Annotated in this window: 16 protein-coding genes; 4 read left to right on the plus strand and 12 right to left on the minus strand. The window is 72.2% G+C overall.

The genetic code is table 11. The features are described from left to right. Positions 1–37: 37 nt before the first annotated feature. Positions 38–313, plus strand: coding sequence for a metal-sensitive transcriptional regulator (locus RMN98_RS18465; protein WP_309650297.1), 276 nt, complete (start codon positions 38–40; stop codon positions 311–313). On the opposite strand, the gene ppk2 is transcribed toward RMN98_RS18465, so the two are convergent. The 10 genes from ppk2 to RMN98_RS18515 all read right to left on the minus strand — a co-directional run bounded on the left by ppk2 (position 310) and on the right by RMN98_RS18515 (position 10,919). Next, complete coding sequence (gene ppk2, locus RMN98_RS18470; protein WP_397210159.1) at positions 310–1,302, minus strand: polyphosphate kinase 2; 993 nt, start codon at positions 1,300–1,302, stop codon at positions 310–312. The genes RMN98_RS18465 and ppk2 overlap by 4 nt on opposite strands. Beyond that, the gene (locus RMN98_RS18475) at positions 1,299–1,754 is read right to left on the minus strand and encodes a pyridoxamine 5'-phosphate oxidase family protein (RefSeq protein WP_309650283.1); all 456 of its coding nucleotides are present in this window, start codon (positions 1,752–1,754) and stop codon (positions 1,299–1,301) included. Before RMN98_RS18475 ends, ppk2 begins: the two co-directional genes overlap by 4 nt. Before the next feature lie 282 nt (positions 1,755–2,036). Beyond that, positions 2,037–2,798, minus strand: a complete 762-nt coding sequence (locus RMN98_RS18480) for a crotonase/enoyl-CoA hydratase family protein (protein WP_309650284.1) — start codon at positions 2,796–2,798, stop codon at positions 2,037–2,039. Positions 2,799–2,980: 182 nt separating this feature from the next. Continuing rightward, positions 2,981–3,994: a porphobilinogen synthase gene (gene hemB, locus RMN98_RS18485; RefSeq protein WP_309650285.1), complete on the minus strand. Its 1,014-nt coding sequence runs from the start codon at positions 3,992–3,994 to the stop codon at positions 2,981–2,983. Next, the gene (locus tag RMN98_RS18490) at positions 3,991–5,709 is read right to left on the minus strand and encodes a uroporphyrinogen-III synthase (RefSeq protein ID WP_309650286.1); all 1,719 of its coding nucleotides are present in this window, start codon (positions 5,707–5,709) and stop codon (positions 3,991–3,993) included. Before RMN98_RS18490 ends, hemB begins: the two co-directional genes overlap by 4 nt. After that, positions 5,706–6,662, minus strand: a complete 957-nt coding sequence (gene hemC, locus RMN98_RS18495; RefSeq protein ID WP_309650287.1) for a hydroxymethylbilane synthase — start codon at positions 6,660–6,662, stop codon at positions 5,706–5,708. The genes RMN98_RS18490 and hemC overlap by 4 nt, the downstream gene beginning before the upstream one ends. Next, positions 6,659–7,951, minus strand: coding sequence for a glutamyl-tRNA reductase (locus RMN98_RS18500; RefSeq protein ID WP_309650288.1), 1,293 nt, complete (start codon positions 7,949–7,951; stop codon positions 6,659–6,661). The genes hemC and RMN98_RS18500 overlap by 4 nt, the downstream gene beginning before the upstream one ends. Next, a complete protein-coding gene (locus RMN98_RS18505) occupies positions 7,948–8,607 on the minus strand; it encodes a redox-sensing transcriptional repressor Rex (protein WP_309650289.1) in 660 nt (219 codons plus the stop codon). Before RMN98_RS18505 ends, RMN98_RS18500 begins: the two co-directional genes overlap by 4 nt. Positions 8,608–9,033: 426 nt before the next feature. Continuing rightward, the gene (locus RMN98_RS18510) at positions 9,034–9,294 is read right to left on the minus strand and encodes a glutaredoxin family protein (protein ID WP_309650290.1); all 261 of its coding nucleotides are present in this window, start codon (positions 9,292–9,294) and stop codon (positions 9,034–9,036) included. Continuing rightward, positions 9,291–10,919 (minus strand): AMP-binding protein, encoded by a 1,629-nt coding sequence (locus RMN98_RS18515; RefSeq protein ID WP_309650291.1) that lies wholly within the window; start codon positions 10,917–10,919, stop codon positions 9,291–9,293. The genes RMN98_RS18510 and RMN98_RS18515 overlap by 4 nt, the downstream gene beginning before the upstream one ends. A gap of 119 nt (positions 10,920–11,038) precedes the next feature. Between RMN98_RS18515 and RMN98_RS18520 the strand changes: the two genes are divergently transcribed. The 3 genes from RMN98_RS18520 to RMN98_RS18530 all read left to right on the plus strand — a co-directional run bounded on the left by RMN98_RS18520 (position 11,039) and on the right by RMN98_RS18530 (position 14,259). Next, positions 11,039–11,920 carry an HAD-IB family hydrolase gene (locus tag RMN98_RS18520; RefSeq protein ID WP_309650292.1) on the plus strand — a complete coding sequence of 294 codons (882 nt, stop codon included), beginning with the start codon at positions 11,039–11,041 and terminating at the stop codon, positions 11,918–11,920. 235 nt (positions 11,921–12,155) lie between these two features. Next, positions 12,156–12,938 carry a sigma-70 family RNA polymerase sigma factor gene (locus tag RMN98_RS18525; RefSeq protein WP_309650293.1) on the plus strand — a complete coding sequence of 261 codons (783 nt, stop codon included), beginning with the start codon at positions 12,156–12,158 and terminating at the stop codon, positions 12,936–12,938. Between the two features lie 163 nt (positions 12,939–13,101). Beyond that, positions 13,102–14,259, plus strand: coding sequence for a DUF5667 domain-containing protein (locus RMN98_RS18530; protein ID WP_309650294.1), 1,158 nt, complete (start codon positions 13,102–13,104; stop codon positions 14,257–14,259). 84 nt (positions 14,260–14,343) lie between these two features. Here RMN98_RS18530 and RMN98_RS18535 read toward each other — a convergent pair whose 3' ends face one another. Beyond that, positions 14,344–15,579 (minus strand): 1-acyl-sn-glycerol-3-phosphate acyltransferase, encoded by a 1,236-nt coding sequence (locus tag RMN98_RS18535; RefSeq protein WP_309650295.1) that lies wholly within the window; start codon positions 15,577–15,579, stop codon positions 14,344–14,346. Further along, a partial coding sequence (locus RMN98_RS18540) for an NAD-dependent epimerase/dehydratase family protein (protein WP_309650296.1) occupies positions 15,572–16,612 on the minus strand: 1,041 nt, incomplete at its 5' end. The genes RMN98_RS18540 and RMN98_RS18535, both read right to left, overlap by 8 nt.

A 16,612-nucleotide genomic window follows, 5' to 3' on the forward strand; every position in this document is an offset into this window, starting at 1 on the left:
TTCCGTGAGCACTCCTGACGAGATCGAGCCCGGCTACGTGCACCACCAGCACCGCGACGCCTACCTCAAGCGGCTGCGGCGCATCGAGGGGCAGGCCCGCGGGCTGCAGCGGATGGTCGAGGAGGAGCAGTACTGCATCGACATCCTCACGCAGATCTCCGCGATGACGAAGGCGCTCCAGTCGGTCGCGCTGGGCCTGCTGGACGAGCACATGGCGCACTGCGTCGTCGAGGCCGCCAAGGCCGGCGGACCCGAGGGCGAGGCCAAGCTCAAGGAGGCCGCCGACGCGATCGCGCGGCTGGTCAGGTCCTAGGGCTCCTCGTCCCGGGAGGCGCGGAGCCGCGGGAAGAGGCGACCCGGGTCCTCGCCCCGCTCGTGGACGCGTGAGGCCGGGCCGACCACCAGCGGGTCGGGCGTGCCGACGACCGCGACGTCCTTGGACGGGTAGTCGAAGGCGGCCAGCACCACGCGCATCGCCTCGAGCCGTGCGCGACGCTTGTCGTTGGACTTCACCACCGTCCAGGGCGCGTCACCGGTGTCGGTGTAGAAGAACATCGCCTCCTTGGCGGCGGTGTAGTCGGCCCACTTGTCGCGGCTGGCGAGGTCGGTCGGCGACAGCTTCCACTGCTTCACCGGGTCCAGCGAGCGGGCCGCGAACCGGGCCGCCTGCTCGTCGTGGGACACCGAGAACCACAGCTTGACGAGGCGGATGTCGGCATGCACCAACATGCGCTCGAACTCCGGGGCCTCGCGCATGAAGCCGAGGTACTGGTGGGGCGAGCAGTAGCCCATCACCCGCTCCACACCGGCCCGGTTGTACCAGGACCGGTCGAAGAGCACGATCTCCCCGCCGCTGGGCAGGTGCTCGACGTAGCGCTGGAAGTACCACTGCGTCTGCTCCCGCTCGGTCGGCACGCTGAGCGCCACGACCCGGGCGCCCCGGGGGTTGAGGTGCTCCATGAACCGCTTGATCGACCCGCCCTTGCCGGCCGCGTCACGGCCCTCGAAGAGGATCGCGATCTTCTGGTCGGTCTCCTTCACGTGTGCCTGGAGCTTGAGCAGCTCGATCTGGAGCTTGCGCTTGGTCTTCTCGTAGCGGGCCCGCGACAGCTTGTGCTCGTAGGGGTAGCCCTCGCGCCACGGCGGCAGCCCGCCCGGGCCGGGGACGTCGTCGTACTCGTGTCCCTCGCGGAGCAGCGACTGGGCCAGCTCCGCGATCTCGTCGAGCTCCTCGGCATGGCCGGGACGCCCGACGGGGGCGGGGACCTCGGAGACCGCTCCCGTCCTGTGCCCGGTTGTCACCGCTGCGCCGCAGGGCCGGTGGCGCTGCCGCCGGACCCGTCCCCCGACGAGCGGTCCAGGGTGAACGTCCGGCCGGTGACGACCTCGGGCCGCACGCCGACGACGTCGTACTTGAGCGTGGCCACCCAGGGCCGCAGCGGCAGGGTGTCCACCCGGTGCTCCTCGACCTCGTCGAGGACGCGCATCCGCCCGCGGGCCACGACCGACCAGGCCACGTCGTCGCCGAACCAGTCGATCTCGAAGGCGACCTCCGAGTGGAGCGCAGCGGCGAAGAGCTTGTTGCCGGGCGTCGTGCGGAAGAGCAGCTCACCCTGGTCGACGACGTAGTTGAGGGGCACGACGTGGATCTCGTCGACGAGCCGGTAGGCCAGCCGGCCGATCTCCTCGCTGTCGAGCAGCGACCAGCACTCCTCCACGCTGAGCTCGCGGACCGGGGACTCGGTGTAGGGCATGGCGACCTCCTCGGGAGGGGGTGGCCGGAGCGCCACCCGGGACTCCACGCTAGGCCGGCGGGCGCCCACCCGGCAGGGCCGTTGGTCCCGGTCTGCCGGTCCTTCGTCGTCCCGGACCGATGCCGGGATGGGTGACGTCGGGGTGGTGGGGGCCAGCGGTGAGGGCGCGCGAGCGGTGAGCTGCGGGCGGTCCCACGCTCAGCCGACCACCCACCAGTCACCGTCTTCCCGGACACCCCGGCCGCCACCCGGACACCCGGACACCCGGCGTCGTACGACGCGTCAGCGGCCCTTCCAGACCGGCGGCCGCTTCTCGGCGAACGCGGTGGCGCCCTCCTGGGCGTCCTGCGACCCGAAGACGTCCATCGTGAGCTCGGCCTGCCGGGCCCAGCCCTCCTCGGTCGACCAGTCACGCGCGGAGCGGGCGATCTGCTTGCTGACCGCGACCGCCAGCGGACCGTTGGCGGCGACCTGGTGGGCCAGCTCGAGGGCGCCGTCGAGGGCGCCACCCTTCGCGGTCACGCGGTTGACCAGGCCCAGCTGGGCCGCGCGGGCGGCGTCGATCGAGGCCCCGGTCATCAACATCTCCAGCGCGATCGCCTGCGGGATCCGCTGCGGCAGCAGCAGCGCCGCCCCGGCGGCAGCGACCAGGCCGCGCTTGACCTCGGGCACCCCGAAGCTGGCGTCCTCGGCGGCGACGACCAGGTCGCACGCGAGGGTCAGCTCGAAGCCACCGGCCACGGCATGGCCCTCGACCGCGGCGATCAGCGGCTTGCGCGGCGGCCCCTCGGTGAGCCCGCCGAAGCCGCGTCCCTCGACGATCGGCACGTCGCCGGTGAGGAAGCCCTTCAGGTCCATGCCCGCGCAGAACGTGCCGCCGGCGCCGGTGAGCACCGCGACCCGGAGCTCGTCACTGGCCTCGAGCTCGTCGATGGCCGCGGAGATCCCGCGGGCCACCGCGCCGTTGATGGCGTTGCGGGCCTCGGGGCGGTTGATCGTGATGACCTGCACGCCGTCGCGTGCCTCGACCAGGACCTCGGACATGGTGGCGCCTCTCTGAGCGGCTGGCGGTGGGTGCCGCCCACCCTAGGACGCGCCCGGCCGCAGAAGGCGCGTCGCCGCACGGCTCGCCGTACTGGACGGGCGAGTCGCGCTCTTGTCGGGGGTTGCAACACCCCCCAAGTGACAGAGTCCCCGGACATCCGGGGACTCATGCAGGCAGGCCGTCAGCGCCGCAGCAACCGCGCAGCCTCGGCAGCCCAGTAGGTCAGGATCACGTCGGCACCGGCGCGCCGGATCGAGCCGAGCGTCTCGAGGATCGCCGGCTCGCGGTCGATCCAGCCGCGGGCGGCAGCGGCCTCGACCATGGAGTACTCACCGGAGATGTTGTAGGCAGCGACCGGCACCGAGACCGCGTCACGGACCCGGCGCAGCACGTCGAGGTAGGCCAGGGCCGGCTTCACCATGACGATGTCGGCGCCCTGCTCGCCGTCGAGCAGCGCCTCGCGGACGCCCTCGAGGCCGTTGGCGGAGTCCTGCTGGTAGGTGCGTCGGTCGCCCTGGAGCGAGGAGTCGACGGCCTCGCGGAAGGGGCCGTAGAAGGCGGAGGCGTACTTCGCGGAGTAGGCCAGGATCGACACGTCCTGGTGACCGGCGGTGTCGAGCGCGGAGCGGACCACCGCGACCTGGCCGTCCATCATCCCGCTCGGGCCGACCATGTGGACGCCGGCGGCGGCCTGCACGCGGGCCATCTCGGCGTAGGCGACCAGGGTGGCGTCGTTGTCCACGCGGCCGTCGGGGGTGAGCACGCCGCAGTGGCCGTGGTCGGTGAACTCGTCGAGGCACAGGTCGCTCATGACCGTCAGGGCGTCGCCGACCTCGGCGACCGCGTCGACGATCGCGACGTTGAGGATGCCGTCGGGGTCGAGTGCACCGGAGCCCTCGGCGTCCTTGGTCTCGGGGATGCCGAAGAGCATGACGCCCCCCAGCCCGAGCTCAGCCGCCTCGGTGACAGCGGCGCGCGCCGAGGCGCGCGAGTGCTGCACCACGCCCGGCATCGACGAGATCGGCCGCGGCGCGTCGAGACCCTCACGCACGAAGAGCGGCAGCACCAGCTGACGCGCCTCGACCGAGGTCTCGGCGACCATGCGGCGCAGCGCCGGAGTGGTGCGCAGCCGGCGCGGCCGCACGACCGGACCCGACACCTCGGGCCCGCGCACCTCTCCGGAGCCGGATGTCATCGCGACGAGGTGGCCTTCGTACGACGACCGGACGGCTTGCGCGCCGACGGCTTGGTGACGGGCTCACCGGCCTCGATCATCGCCACGCGGCGTGCGGCACCGAAGTCGGCCAGCGCGTCGGTGAGGACGTCGATGTCGGGCTTGGGCGAGAGCACGTCGACCCGCAGCCCGTGCTCCTCGGCCGTCTTGGCGGTCGCGGGGCCGATGACGGCGATGATCGTCGAGGGATGCGGCTTGCCGGCGATGCCGACCAGGTTGCGCACGGTCGAGGACGAGGTGAACACGACCGCGTCGAACTTGCCGGTCTTGATCGCGTCGCGCGTCGGCGCCGGCGGCGGGGTGGCCCGCACGGTGCGGTAGGCGGTGACGTCGTCGCACTCCCAGCCCAGGTCGACCAGGCCCGCCACGAGGTTCTCGGTGGCGATGTCGGCGCGCGGCAGGAAGACCCGGTTGATCGGGTCGAGCAGGTCGTCGTACTCGGGCCAGTCGGCCAGCAGCCCGGCGGCCGACTGCTCGCCCGAGGGCAGCAGGTCGGCACGCAGGCCCCAGGCGGCGATGGCCTGGGCGGTCTTGTCACCGACGGCGGCGATCTTGAGGCCCGAGAAGGCGCGGGCGTCGAGGCCGTACTCCTCGAACTTCTCGCGCACGGCCTTGACCGCGTTGACGGAGGTGAAGGCGATCCACTCGTAGCGGCCCTCGACGAGACCGCGCACGGCCTTGTCCATCTGGAGCGGGTTGCGCGGGGGCTCGACCGAGATCGTCGGGACCTCCTCGGGCACCGCGCCGTAGCCGCGCAGTCGCGAGGAGAGGGCGCCGGCCTGGTCCTTGGTGCGGGGCACCAGCACGCGCCAGCCGAAGAGCGGCTTGCTCTCGAACCACGACAGCGTGTCGCGCAGGTTGACGACCTTGCCGACCACGACGATGGCCGGCGGTGCCATGCGGGCCGCGCGGGCGTCGCTCGCGATGTGCTCGAGCGTCGAGGTGACGGTGGACTGCTCGGTGGTGGTGCCGACGCGGGTCATGGCGACCGGGGTCTCCGGCGAGCGGCCGGCGAGCATGAGCGCCTTGGCGATGTCACCGATCTGGCCGACGGCGGAGAGCAGCACGAGGGTGCGGTCGTCGGCGTAGGCCGACCAGTCGACCTTGTCGCCGCAGGTGATCACCGACATCTCGCGGTGGTCCTTGGTGGTCAGCGGGATGCCGGCGTAGGCCGGGACGGCGCCGACGGAGGAGACGCCCGGGACGACCTCGAAGCCAATGCCGGCCTTGGCCACCGCCTGGGCCTCCTCGGGCCCGGAGGCGTAGAGGAACGGGTCGCCGGAGAGGAGACGGACGACGCGCAGCCCCTTCTTGGCGTGCTTGACGACGACCTTGGCGCGCGCGGCGTGGGTCAGCGGCTGGCCGTCCTCGCCGAAGCCGCCGTCGACCAGCTCGGGACCGGTGACCTCGGGGACGACGACGTCGCTCTCGCCCTCAGCGGTCTCCGCGGCCTCGACGGGCTCGGGCAGGCCGAGCAGGGTCCGGACGAGGCCGGCGTGCTCGGGCGACTCGGTGACGATCACCTCAGCCTGCTTGATGAGCTCGACGGCTCGCACGGTCAGCAGGTCGGGATCGCCGGGGCCACTGCCCACGAACGACACCCAGCCACGTGTGGCGGCCTTGGTCGTGCCCTGGGTGCTGCCCTGGGTCGTGCCTGTGGTCTTGCCTCGCGTCATGCGTTCTGCACCTCTGCTGATGGGTCTGTCGGTTGATTCAGTTGTCCTGCACCGTCGGCGAGCATCTCGTCCGCCAGGCGGTTGCCGACGCCGGTGGCGTCAGCGGGGGCGCCGGATGCGGACATCCGAACCGACAGGCCCCCGTCGAGCGAGAGCGCGATGGCCCGCACCCAGATCTCGTCTCCCTCATCACCCTCCGCGACCTCGGCCAGGGCTCCGATCGGTGCCGAGCAACCACCCTCCAAGGTGGCCAGCACGGCACGTTCGGCGTCCACGGCCGAGCGGGTGTGCGTGTCCTCGAGCCTTGCGAGCTCCTCGGCCAGGCCACCCTCCGAGCGGCACTCGATGCCCAGCGCGCCCTGCCCGGGGGCAGGAAGCATCTGGAGCGGGTCGAGCACCTCGGTGGCCTCGTCGAGACGGCCGATCCGGGAGAGTCCCGCCCTGGCGAGCACGACGGCGTCGTACTCCCCGGAGCGGACCTTGCTGATCCTGGTGTCGACGTTGCCACGAACGCCCACGACGTCCAAACCGAGGCCGAGGGCGTGCAGCTGCGCGACGCGGCGCGGCGAGCCCGTCCCGACCCGGCTGCCGACCGGCAGCTCGCCGAGGGTGAGGCCGTCGCGGGCGACGACGACGTCGCGCGGGTCCTCGCGCAGCGGCACCGCGGCCAGCGTGATGCCCGCGGCGGGATAGGTCGGGAGATCCTTGAGGGAGTGCACCGCGACGTCGACCTCGCCCGCGAGCAGCGCGTCGCGCAGGGCGCTGACGAAGACACCGGTGCCGCCGATGGCCTCGAGCGGCACGCCGGAGGCCTGGGTGCGGTCGCCCTCCGTGGAGACCTCGACCAGCACCGCCTCACGACCGAGCGTGGTGCGGATCATCTCGGCGACGTGACCGGCCTGGGTGGTCGCCAGCAGGGACGCTCGCGTGCCGATGCGGAGGGGAGCACTCATGTGAGGCCCTCCGGACGTGTCACGGCCACGACGGCCTCGGGGTCGAGCGCGAAGAGCTCGGCCAGGGCAGCGGCGTAGGACACCGCGCCCTGCTCGTTGGACAGCTCCTTGACCCGCACGGTCGGCTCGTGGAGCAGCTTGTCGGCGACGCGGCGCACGGTGTGGAGGATCTCCAGGCGGGCCGACTCGTCGAGGTCGGGCAGCCGGCCGACCAGGCGGCTCATCTCGGCATCGACGACCGAGGTCGCCATCGAGCGCAGCGCCACCACGGTGGGCGTCACCTGGGCCTGGCGGCGCGCGGCGAGGAAGGCGGTGACCTCCTGCGTGACGATGGAGCGTACGTCGGAGACCTCGCGGCCGGCGTCGGAGTCCTGGAGCACCTCGGCGAGGTCGGCCAGGCCGATCAGCGTGACGCCCGGGAGGTCGCCGACGGCCGGCTCGACGTCGTGCGGCAGGGCCAGGTCGATGACCGACAGCGGGCGCGCGTCGGGGCGCGTGGTCAGGAGCATGTCGCGCGTGACCAGGACGCCGGTCGCACCGGTGCAGCTGATCAGGATGTCGGCCCGGGCGATCTCGACGGCGAGGTCGCCCATGGCGCCGGCGCGCACGCCGTACTCGGTCACGAGGCGCTCGACGCGACCCACGGTGCGGTTGACCACGGTCACCTCGGCGGGCTCGAGCCGGGACACCGTCGCCGTGGCCAGCCCGGCCATGGCGCCGGCGCCGACGACCAGCACCCGCTTGCCCGCGACCGGCCCGATGGCGGCCTCGGAGCGCTCGAGGGCTGCGGAGACCAACGAGGGGGCCACGCGATCGATGTCGGTCTCGGCGCGCGAGCGCTTGCCGACGCGCAGCGCCTGCTGGAAGAGGAGGTTGAGCGCGGAGCCGACCGTGCCCATCTCCTGGCCCAGGCGCAGCGCCTCACGGGTCTGGCCGAGGATCTGCGCCTCGCCGACGGCCATCGAGTCGAGACCGGCGGCGACCTGGAAGAGGTGGGAGACAGCACCGTCGTCGTAGTGGACGTAGAGGTGCGGCAGCATCGACTCGGTCGACTCCCCCGCGTGCTCGACGAGCAGCCGGGAGAGCTCCTCGACGCTGCCGTGGAAGCGGTCGACCTCGGTGTAGATCTCGACCCGGTTGCAGGTCGAGATCACCGTCGCCTCGGTGACGTGCTCGCTGGCCGAGGCGTCGTGGATGAGCTTGCTGACCCCGTCGGCGTCGAGCGCGACCCGCTCCAGGAGGGAGACCGGGGCGGAGTTGTGGGAGATTCCGACGACGAGGACGCTCATGCGCTCTGGGCCTTCCGCTGCTCGTGGTAGGCGAGGATCTGCAGCTCGATGGACAGGTCCACCTTGCGCACGTCCACGCCGTCCGGGACCGAGAGGACCGAGGGGGCGAAGTTGAGGATGCTGGTGATGCCGCAGGCGACCATCCGGTCGGCGACGTCCTGCGCGGCCAGGGCGGGCGTGGCGATGACGCCGATGGCCACGCCCTGCTCGGCGACGATCTGCTCGAGGTCGTCGAAGGCGCGCACGTCGACGCCCGCGACGACCTCGTCGTGGCGCTCGGGGTCGGCGTCGAGCAGAGCGACGACGCGGAAGCCGCGGCTGCGGAAGCCGGAGTAGTTGGCGAGGGCGTGGCCGAGGTTGCCGATGCCGACGATGACGACCGGCCAGTCCTGGGTCACGCCGATCTCGCGGGCGATCTGGTAGCGCAGGTAGTCGACGTCGTAGCCGACACCCCGGGTGCCGTAGCTGCCGAGGTAGGACAGGTCCTTGCGGAGCTTGGCGCTGTTGACCCCGGCGGCAGCGGCGAGGTCCTCGCTCGAGCACGTCTGCGTGCCGGCCTCGACCAGGGTCGTCAGGGCCCGTAGGTAGACGGGCAGGCGAGCGACCGTCGCCTCGGGGATGTCCCGGGCAGTCTCACTCGTTGTCCGTGCGGTCACTGTCTTCTTTCCAGTCGCACGCCACGATCAGGGGGCCCCGTCCGAGGCCCTCCGGGGGTGCGGCCAGATCACTGTAGGAGTTTGTGAACGGGAGAACAAAACGAGCCGTTGCCGCTCAGGCGTCCCGGGCTAGCACATGTGAGATGACCCACCCGCAGCGGGTCCGCGCCCGGCACCTCCTGCGGCGGTGTGGTCGTCGGTCGGGCGGGTGAGTGGGCCTGGCGGCGGCCGGTCCATCACGGTATGCAGACGAACCGCCACTGCCCATGGTGAGCACCCCGTGGGAGGTGGCGTGTCGTCGTGGGGAGTCGTGGCCGCGGACCGGCGTTGCAGCCGGCGCCCGCTTCACCGTGGGAGGCGACGCTCGGCCGACACACCTTGATGAGGCGGCCGCGTGAGCAGCAGAGCCCACGTCGTACGTCGCACTCAGCGCGCCAGAGCCGCCCGCAACCGGGTCGCGTCGACGCGCCAGAAGTCGTGCTGGCGGCCGTCCACGAAGGTCACCGGGATCTCCTCGCCGAAGCGGCGGGTGAGCTCGGGGTCGTCGTCGATGGAGACCTCGGTGAACGACTCCCCCAGCTCGGCGCACACGGCCTCGACGACGACGCGCGCGTCATCGCACAGGTGGCAGCCGGGCCGGCTGTAGAGCGTCACCCTGACCTCGGCACGGTCGGCCGGCGCGCTCACTCGAGGATGCCCAGGGCCCGGCGTCGCTCGAGGCCCCGCAACCGCCCCTTCTGCACCTTGCCGGTGCCGGTCAGCGGGAGGGTGTCGACGACCTCGATGCGGCTGGGCTGCTTGAAGCGGGCGAGGCGCTGCGCGCAGTGGTCGCGTACGGCGGACCCGACGGTCGCCGGGTCGCCCCCGGGTGCCACGACGTAGGCGACCACGGCCTCGCCGGTCACGGGGTCCTCGACACCGATCACGGCCACCTCGCTCACCCCGGGGACCTCGCCGATGACCTCCTCGACCTCCACGGGATAGACGTTGAAACCCGACACGATGACCAGCTCCTTGAGCCGGTCGACCAGGAAGAGGTCGCCTGAGGCGTCGAGGAAGCCGACGTCCCCGGTCGACCACCAGCCGTCGTCGTCGGGCCCGTCGGCGCCGTCGGGCCAGTAGCCGCTGAAGAGGTTGGCCCCCCGGACCTGGATCTCGCCGGGGTCGTCGCCGACGGGGATCGCGCCGGCCTCGTCGACCAGGCGGATCTCGATGCCCTCGAGCGCAGCGCCGACCGAGCCGGTCTGCAGGACCTGCGACCGCAGCGTGCTGGTGACGACCGGGGAGGCCTCGGTGAGGCCGTAGCCCTGGTGGACCGCGATGCCAGTGCGCGCCGTGAACTCCTCGATGACCTCCGGGGCCAACGGCGCGGAGCCGCTCAGCACCAGCCGGACCGGGCCGAGTCGCTCCTCGAGCCCCTCGACCGAGCGCCAGTAGGCGAACACCGGCGGAGCGATCGGCACCACGCTGCACGCCTCGTCGTCGATGAGGTCGAGGGTGCCCTGCGGGTCGAAGCGCTCGGCCAGCACGAGCTTGGCGCGATGCAGCAGCACCCCGCCGAGCACCGCGTTGAGGCCGTAGACGTGGAACATCGGCAGCACCCCGAGCACCACGTCGTCGCCGTGCATCATCGGCGGATCGACGGCCGCGGCCTGCTCGATGTTGGCGATCAACGCACGGTGGGTGAGCATCGCGGCGCGCGGGCGGCCCGACGTACCGCTGGTGTAGAGGAGGGCCGCGAGCTTCTCGGGGTCCTGGAGCGGCGGGACGGCGCGGGCCTTGTCGGCGCGCAGGTGGTCGTAGGAGCGCTCGCCCGGGAGCAGGGTGGCGCCGATGACCACGACCCGCGGCAGGGTCAGCCGCTCGAGCACGGCGGGGTCGATGTCGTCGGCCCCCTCGAGCTCGCCGGACAGCGCGCGGTCCAGCAGCGCGACGGCCTCCCGCACCCGGGACACGGCGTTGCCGTCGGCCACCACCATCCGGGCGCCGGAGTCGGCGATCATCCGGGCGAGCTCGCCCGGGGTCGCGTGGGGGTTGACCGGCACGGCGACGGCCTGGGCGCGCAGGGTGCCGAGGTAGGTCGTGATGAACTCGATGCGGTTGCCGACGACGGCCATGACGCGCAGCCCCGCGACGATGCCGGCGGCGCCGAGCCCGGTGGCGACCCGACCGACCTCGTCGTCGAGCTGGGCCCACGTGACGCTGCGTCCGCCGGCCTCGACGACCGCGAGGCGGTCGGGACTCTCGGCGGCAGCCGTCGCCACGAGGTCAGCGACGTCGCGCGCGACCGGGGAGGGGTGCTGGCCAGACATGGGCTGATACTTCCACACCCCGGCCGGCCTCCTCTCGCGGATCGCAGGCCATCGACAGGCCTGCAACACCTCTGGGCACGTCGTACGGCGCCCGCGTCGACGCGGGCTACCCTGAGCGCGTGTCGCCGCCGGACAAGCACCACAAGCCGCTGAACCTCCAGCAACGCTCGACGCTGGCCGGGGAGGCTGCGGCCGCGGCGGCCGAGGTCGAGAGCGCCCTGCTCACCCCGGCGGACCTCACGTCGGCGGCGTTCTTCGACGTCGACAACACCGTCATGCAGGGCGCGAGCATCTTCCACCTGGCCCGCGGACTGCACCGACGCGACTTCTTCACGACGCGCGACATCCTGGGAGCCGCGTGGAAGCAGGCCTACTTCCGCGTCGTGGGGGTCGAGGACCCCGAGCACGTGGCCGAGGCCCGCAACTCCGCCCTCAGCTTCATCGCCGGCCACACCGTGGCCGAGCTCGAGGAGCTGGGCGAGGAGATCTTCGACGAGGCCATGGCCCACCGGATCTGGCCCGGCACCCGCGCCCTGGCCCAGATGCACCTCGACCAGGGGCAGCGGGTGTGGCTCGTGACGGCTGCCCCGATCGAGATCGCCACGATCATCGCCCGCCGCCTGGGCCTGACGGGGGCCATGGGCACCGTCTCCGAGCACGTCGACGGCGTCTACACCGGCCGCCTCGTCGGCGACATGCTCCACGGCCCGGCCAAGGCCGTCGCCGTGCAGGCGCTCGCGGAGCGCGAGGGGCTCGACCTGGCCACCTGCTCGGCCTACTCCGACTCCGCCAACGACCTGCCGATGCTCTCGCTGGTGGGCGACCCCGTCGCGATCAACCCCGACCCCCGGCTGCGCGCCCACGCCCGCGCGGAGGGCTGGCGGATCCGCGACTACCGCACCGGCCGCAAGGCCGCCCGGGCCGGGCTGGTCGTCGGCGCCCTCGCCGGTGCCGCGTCCGGCACCGTCGCCGCAGGTGTGGCGTTCCGCAAGCGCCGCTGAGTCGTCCGGGACGATCGGGCGGCGTCGACCAGCGTCGGGCAGAACAGGCCCATCCGGACCCATTCGGGCACGACCCACGGACCTCCCGGGCACAGCCGCACACCATCAGGCCCTCCGGGGCCCGTGGTCTGGACCGGAGAACCCCGGATTTGTTCCCCGTCGGTAGGCAACTGGCCTACGATCGAAGGACAGGGCGCCGGGGGGCACGCCTCAGCGGGGAGGGTCTCTCATCAGCATGCCGTCGAATGGTCGTGACACGCAGCGCGGGCTCGAAGCCCTGCGCGCGCTCGTCGCGCGCCTGATCCTGGTCGAGCAGCCACTGCTCGCTGGGGGTGCGCAGGTCCTGCGCGCCGAGGCGCTGGCCGACGACAGCCACCACCCCCTCGCCGGTGGATCGGGCTTCGGCTCGGGCGGCGGGGCCTACGGCGACGCCGACCTCGCGACGTCCTCCGAGGAGGACGAGGCCGAGCGCACCCGCCTCATCGCCCTCGTCGAGCTGGCCCGCAAGGGTGACGCCGACGCCTTCGGCCTCCTCTACGACCACTACCAGTCGTCGGTCTACCGCTTCCTCTTCTACCGCACCCGTTCCTCGACCCTGGCCGAGGACCTCACCTCGGAGACCTTCTTCCGGGCGCTGCGGAGCATGACCAACTTCCGGTGGCAGGGCAAGGACTTCGGCGCCTGGCTCATGACCATCGCCCGCAACCTCGCGACCGACCACTTCAAGGCCGGTCGCACGCGCCTCGAGCTCACCACCGAGGACATGGGGGCGCACGACGACACCACCGAGGGCCCGGAGATGACCGTCCTCGCCGGCCTCACCAACGAGATCCTGCTCAAGGCGCTCACCGAGCTCCCCGAGGAGCAGCGCGACTGCCTGGTCATGCGCTTCCTCCAGGGCATGAGCATCGCCGAGACCGCCGCCGTCCTGGGTCGCAGCGACGGCGCCGTCAAGCAGCTCCAGCTCCGCGGGGTCCGCAACCTCGCCAAGCTGATGCCCGACGGGATCAGGGGGTGATCGCGATGTCCGGATTTGTTCCCTCACGCGCCGTGTCGCTGGCCACGTATTTGCACCAGCCCGCCCGCGTAACTTCCGTGGTCGACCCGTCGTTGAGCCCGATGTCAGCACCTCTTACCTCGCTGGCACGACCCGCACCCAGCACGCCCACAGGATGGACCCGATGACACCCGCATTCACGGCGCGACGACGCGCCGAGGAGTTCAACTCCCTGGTCGAGAACGCCTCGACCCGTGAGCTGACCGATGCGCGCTACGTCGACGTCCTCGAGCTCGTCGAGGCGATGCGGCACGTCACCCCCGTCCAGGCGCGGCCGGCGTTCGTCGCCGACCTGCGTGAGCGGCTGATGATCGCCGCCGAGACCGCCCTCGCCCCCTCGACCGACGCCGAGATGAAGGCGCGCCTGACCGTCGCCCCCCGGCGTACGCCGCGCGAGCGCCGCATCGCGGTCGCCATGGGCGGCTTCGCGATCGTCGGCGCCACGACCTCCATGGCCGTGGCCGCCCAGACCGCGCTGCCCGGCGACACCCTCTACCCGCTCAAGCGAGCCCTCGAGAACGCCCAAGCAGGCGTCCAGGTCGACGAGGGCGACAAGGGCTCGACGCTGCTCGCCAACGCCTCCGGCCGGCTCGAGGAGGTCGACGAGCTCAGCCGCGAGAGGCGCGACAGCGCCACCTTGGCCATCGCCGAGACCCTCCAGGCGTTCACGACGCAGGCCACCGAGGCCTCCGACCTCTTGCTCGCCTCCTACGAGTCGACCGGCCAAGAGGCGTCCATCTCGGAGCTGCGCACCTTTGCGGCCGACAGCATGGACACGCTCCAGGAGCTCGAGGGCCTCGTGCCGGAGGGTGCCCGCAGCGCGCTGGTCCAGGCCGCCCAGGTCCTCACCCAGATCGACCAGCAGGCGATCGCGCTGTGCCCGACCTGCGTGGTCAAGGGCCTGACCGAGATCCCCGAGTTCGTCTTCAACGACGTCGCCGACCTCCTCGCCAACGTGACGGGCAACCAGCCTGCCGAGCAGACCAGCACCGCCGGCTCCGGCCAGGGTGAGGGCAAGCCCGGCAGGGGTGGCAACCGCGGCACCGGCCAGGCGACCGAGCCGCCCGCCGCCCAGCCCACCGAGCCGCCCGTCCTCGAGCAGCCCGGCACGCCCGAGCCGGGCGAGGCCCCGGCAGGCGAGGACGACGACCCCATCACCGACCTGACGGACGGCCTGACCGGTGGTGGCTCCGCGCCCTCGCCCTCGGTGCCGGCCAACCAGCCCGACCTCGGCGAGGTCCTCGAGGACACCGTCGACGGCGTCGTCGGCCTGCTCGACTGACGTCGCTCTGCTGAGACCGCCCCTGGCCCTACCGGTCAGGGGCGTCGTCGCGTCGGCACCTCGTGGGGCGGCGACACAACGGGATCAGCGGAAGACGGACTGGCGCTGCATCAGCAGGGAGTAGAGCGTCTGCTGGATGGTCTCGCGGACCTGGTCGGTCACGTTGAAGACCAGCATCGGGTCGTCGCTGGCCGCGCCGTCGTAGTCGTCGGTGCGAATCGGCTCGCCGAACTCCAGCAGCCACTTGGACGGCAGCGGAACCAGGCCGAGGGGGCCGAGCAACGGGAAGAACGGCGTGATCGGGATGTAGGGCACCCCGAGGATGCGCGCCAGGCCGGGGATGTTGCCGACCAGCGGGTAGATCTCCTCGGCGCCGACGACCGCGAGGGGCACGATGGGGACACCGGTGCGGAGCGCTGCCGACACGAAGCCGCCGCGGCCGAAGCGCTGGAGCTTGTAGCGGTCGGCGTAGGGCTTGCCGATGCCCTTGAAGCCCTCGGGCCACACACCCACGAGCTCGCCACCGCGCAGCATCCGCTCGGCGTCCTCGCTGCACGCCAGCGTGGCACCGCCCTTGCGGGCCAGGCTGCTGACGATCGGCATCGAGAAGACCAGGTCGGCTCCGAGGGGGCGCAGGAAGCGACCGGTGTGGTCGTGGATCGAGACCATCGTCATGAGTCCGTCGACCGGGATCGTGCCGGAGTGGTTGGAGACGACCAGCGCGCCCCCGTCGGTGGGGATGTTGTCGATGCCGCGGACCTCGATGCGGAACCACTTCTCCGCGATCGGTCGCAGCGCGGCCATGAAGAAGCGCTGGGTGACCTCCTGGTCGAAGCCGTATTCATCCACGACGTAGTCGCCGGTGACGCGGCGGCGCAGGAAGGCCAGGAATCTGGCCAGCTGGGGCTCCCACTGCTCGCCGAAGACCTCGCGGGCGGCGTGCTGGAAGGCCGCCAGCCAGTCCTTGCTGGGAATGCCGCCCAGGGGGTTGCGGCTCTTGGTCAGCGCGGGCGGGACCAGCGGCGCCGTGGCGGTGCCGGCCTCCTGGATGACCGGCGCGCTGTCGATGACCGGGGTCTCGGACGGGGTCACCGCCGGGTCGGTCTCGATGACCGGCGCGCTGGCGTCGTCGAGCAGCGGGTCGACGGTGTCGGTGGGCTTCTTCGTCGGGGCGGGTCTCCTGGTCGGGCTCGCCTTCGTGGCGGCCGGCTTGGGCTTGCCCCGGGGAGCCAGGCTGCGCGCGGCGCTGCTCGGCTGCTTGCCGGTGCCTCGGCCCGGTCGGCCACGGGTCCCGATGGGGATGATCTCGGCGTCACCCACGGCGGACTCCTCCAGGGCCGATCTCGACGAGGCCTGACGCCTGCGAGGCTCCGGCTCGGGCGGCCCCGGGCTCGGGCAGCTGGCGCGCGATCCCGGCGAGCACCCGCTCGGAGCGGCCACCGGTCGTCGGGAGGCTCTTGCCGAAGTCGGCGAAGGCCTCCGCGGTGGTGAAGCGTGGCTCGAAGCCGAGGACCTCGCGCATCCGGGTCGTGTCGACGCCCCGCCCGTAGGTGAGGAAGGAGAGCTGCTCGGGCGAGAAGTCGGCGACCCGGGCCGAGCGGAGGAACGACCCGACGTTGCCGACAGCGAAGCCGGGCATCGGGACGGTCGGCCGCTGGAGACGTCGGGCGGCCTGCGAGAGCATCAGGATCCCGTCACCGGCGATGTTGAAGGTGCCGTGCACGTCGGCGTTGACGCTGTGGCGCAGCACGCCGAGCAGGTCGTGCTGGTGGAGGAACTGCAGGCGGGCGTCGTAGCCGAGGACCGTGGGCAGGACCGGTAGCCGGAAGTAGGACGTGATCGGGCTCAGGACCTGGGGACCGATGACGTTGGCGGCACGCAGCAGCGTGACGCGTACGTCGGGACGGCGCCGCGCGAAGCCGCGGACGTAGCCCTCGATCTCCGCGACGTCCTTGGCGTAGCCGGCGCGCGGGGCGCGGCGCGGCTCCATGTCCTCGGTGAACATCGCGGGGTCGCGGTTGCTGGCGCCGTAGACCGTCGTCGTCGACTTCACGATCAGGTGCCGCAGCCCCGGCGCCTTCTGGCAGGCCGCGAGCAGCTGCATCGTGCCGATGACGTTGAGCTCTTTCATCGTGTTGCGACCACCGGCACTGCCGGGGGTCGAGATGACGCTCATGTGGACGACGGTGTCGACGTCCTCCTTGGCGATGACCTTGGCGATGACCGGGTTGCGGATGTCGGCGCGCACGAAGGACACGTCGCCCATGTCCCCGCGAGGAGGGACGACGTCCACACCGATCACCCGGGAGACCCCGGGCTCGAGGGCGACGGCGCGCGCGAACTTGCGTCCGAG

Source organism: Nocardioides sp. (assembly GCF_031397825.1).
Taxonomy (GTDB): domain Bacteria; phylum Actinomycetota; class Actinomycetes; order Propionibacteriales; family Nocardioidaceae; genus Nocardioides.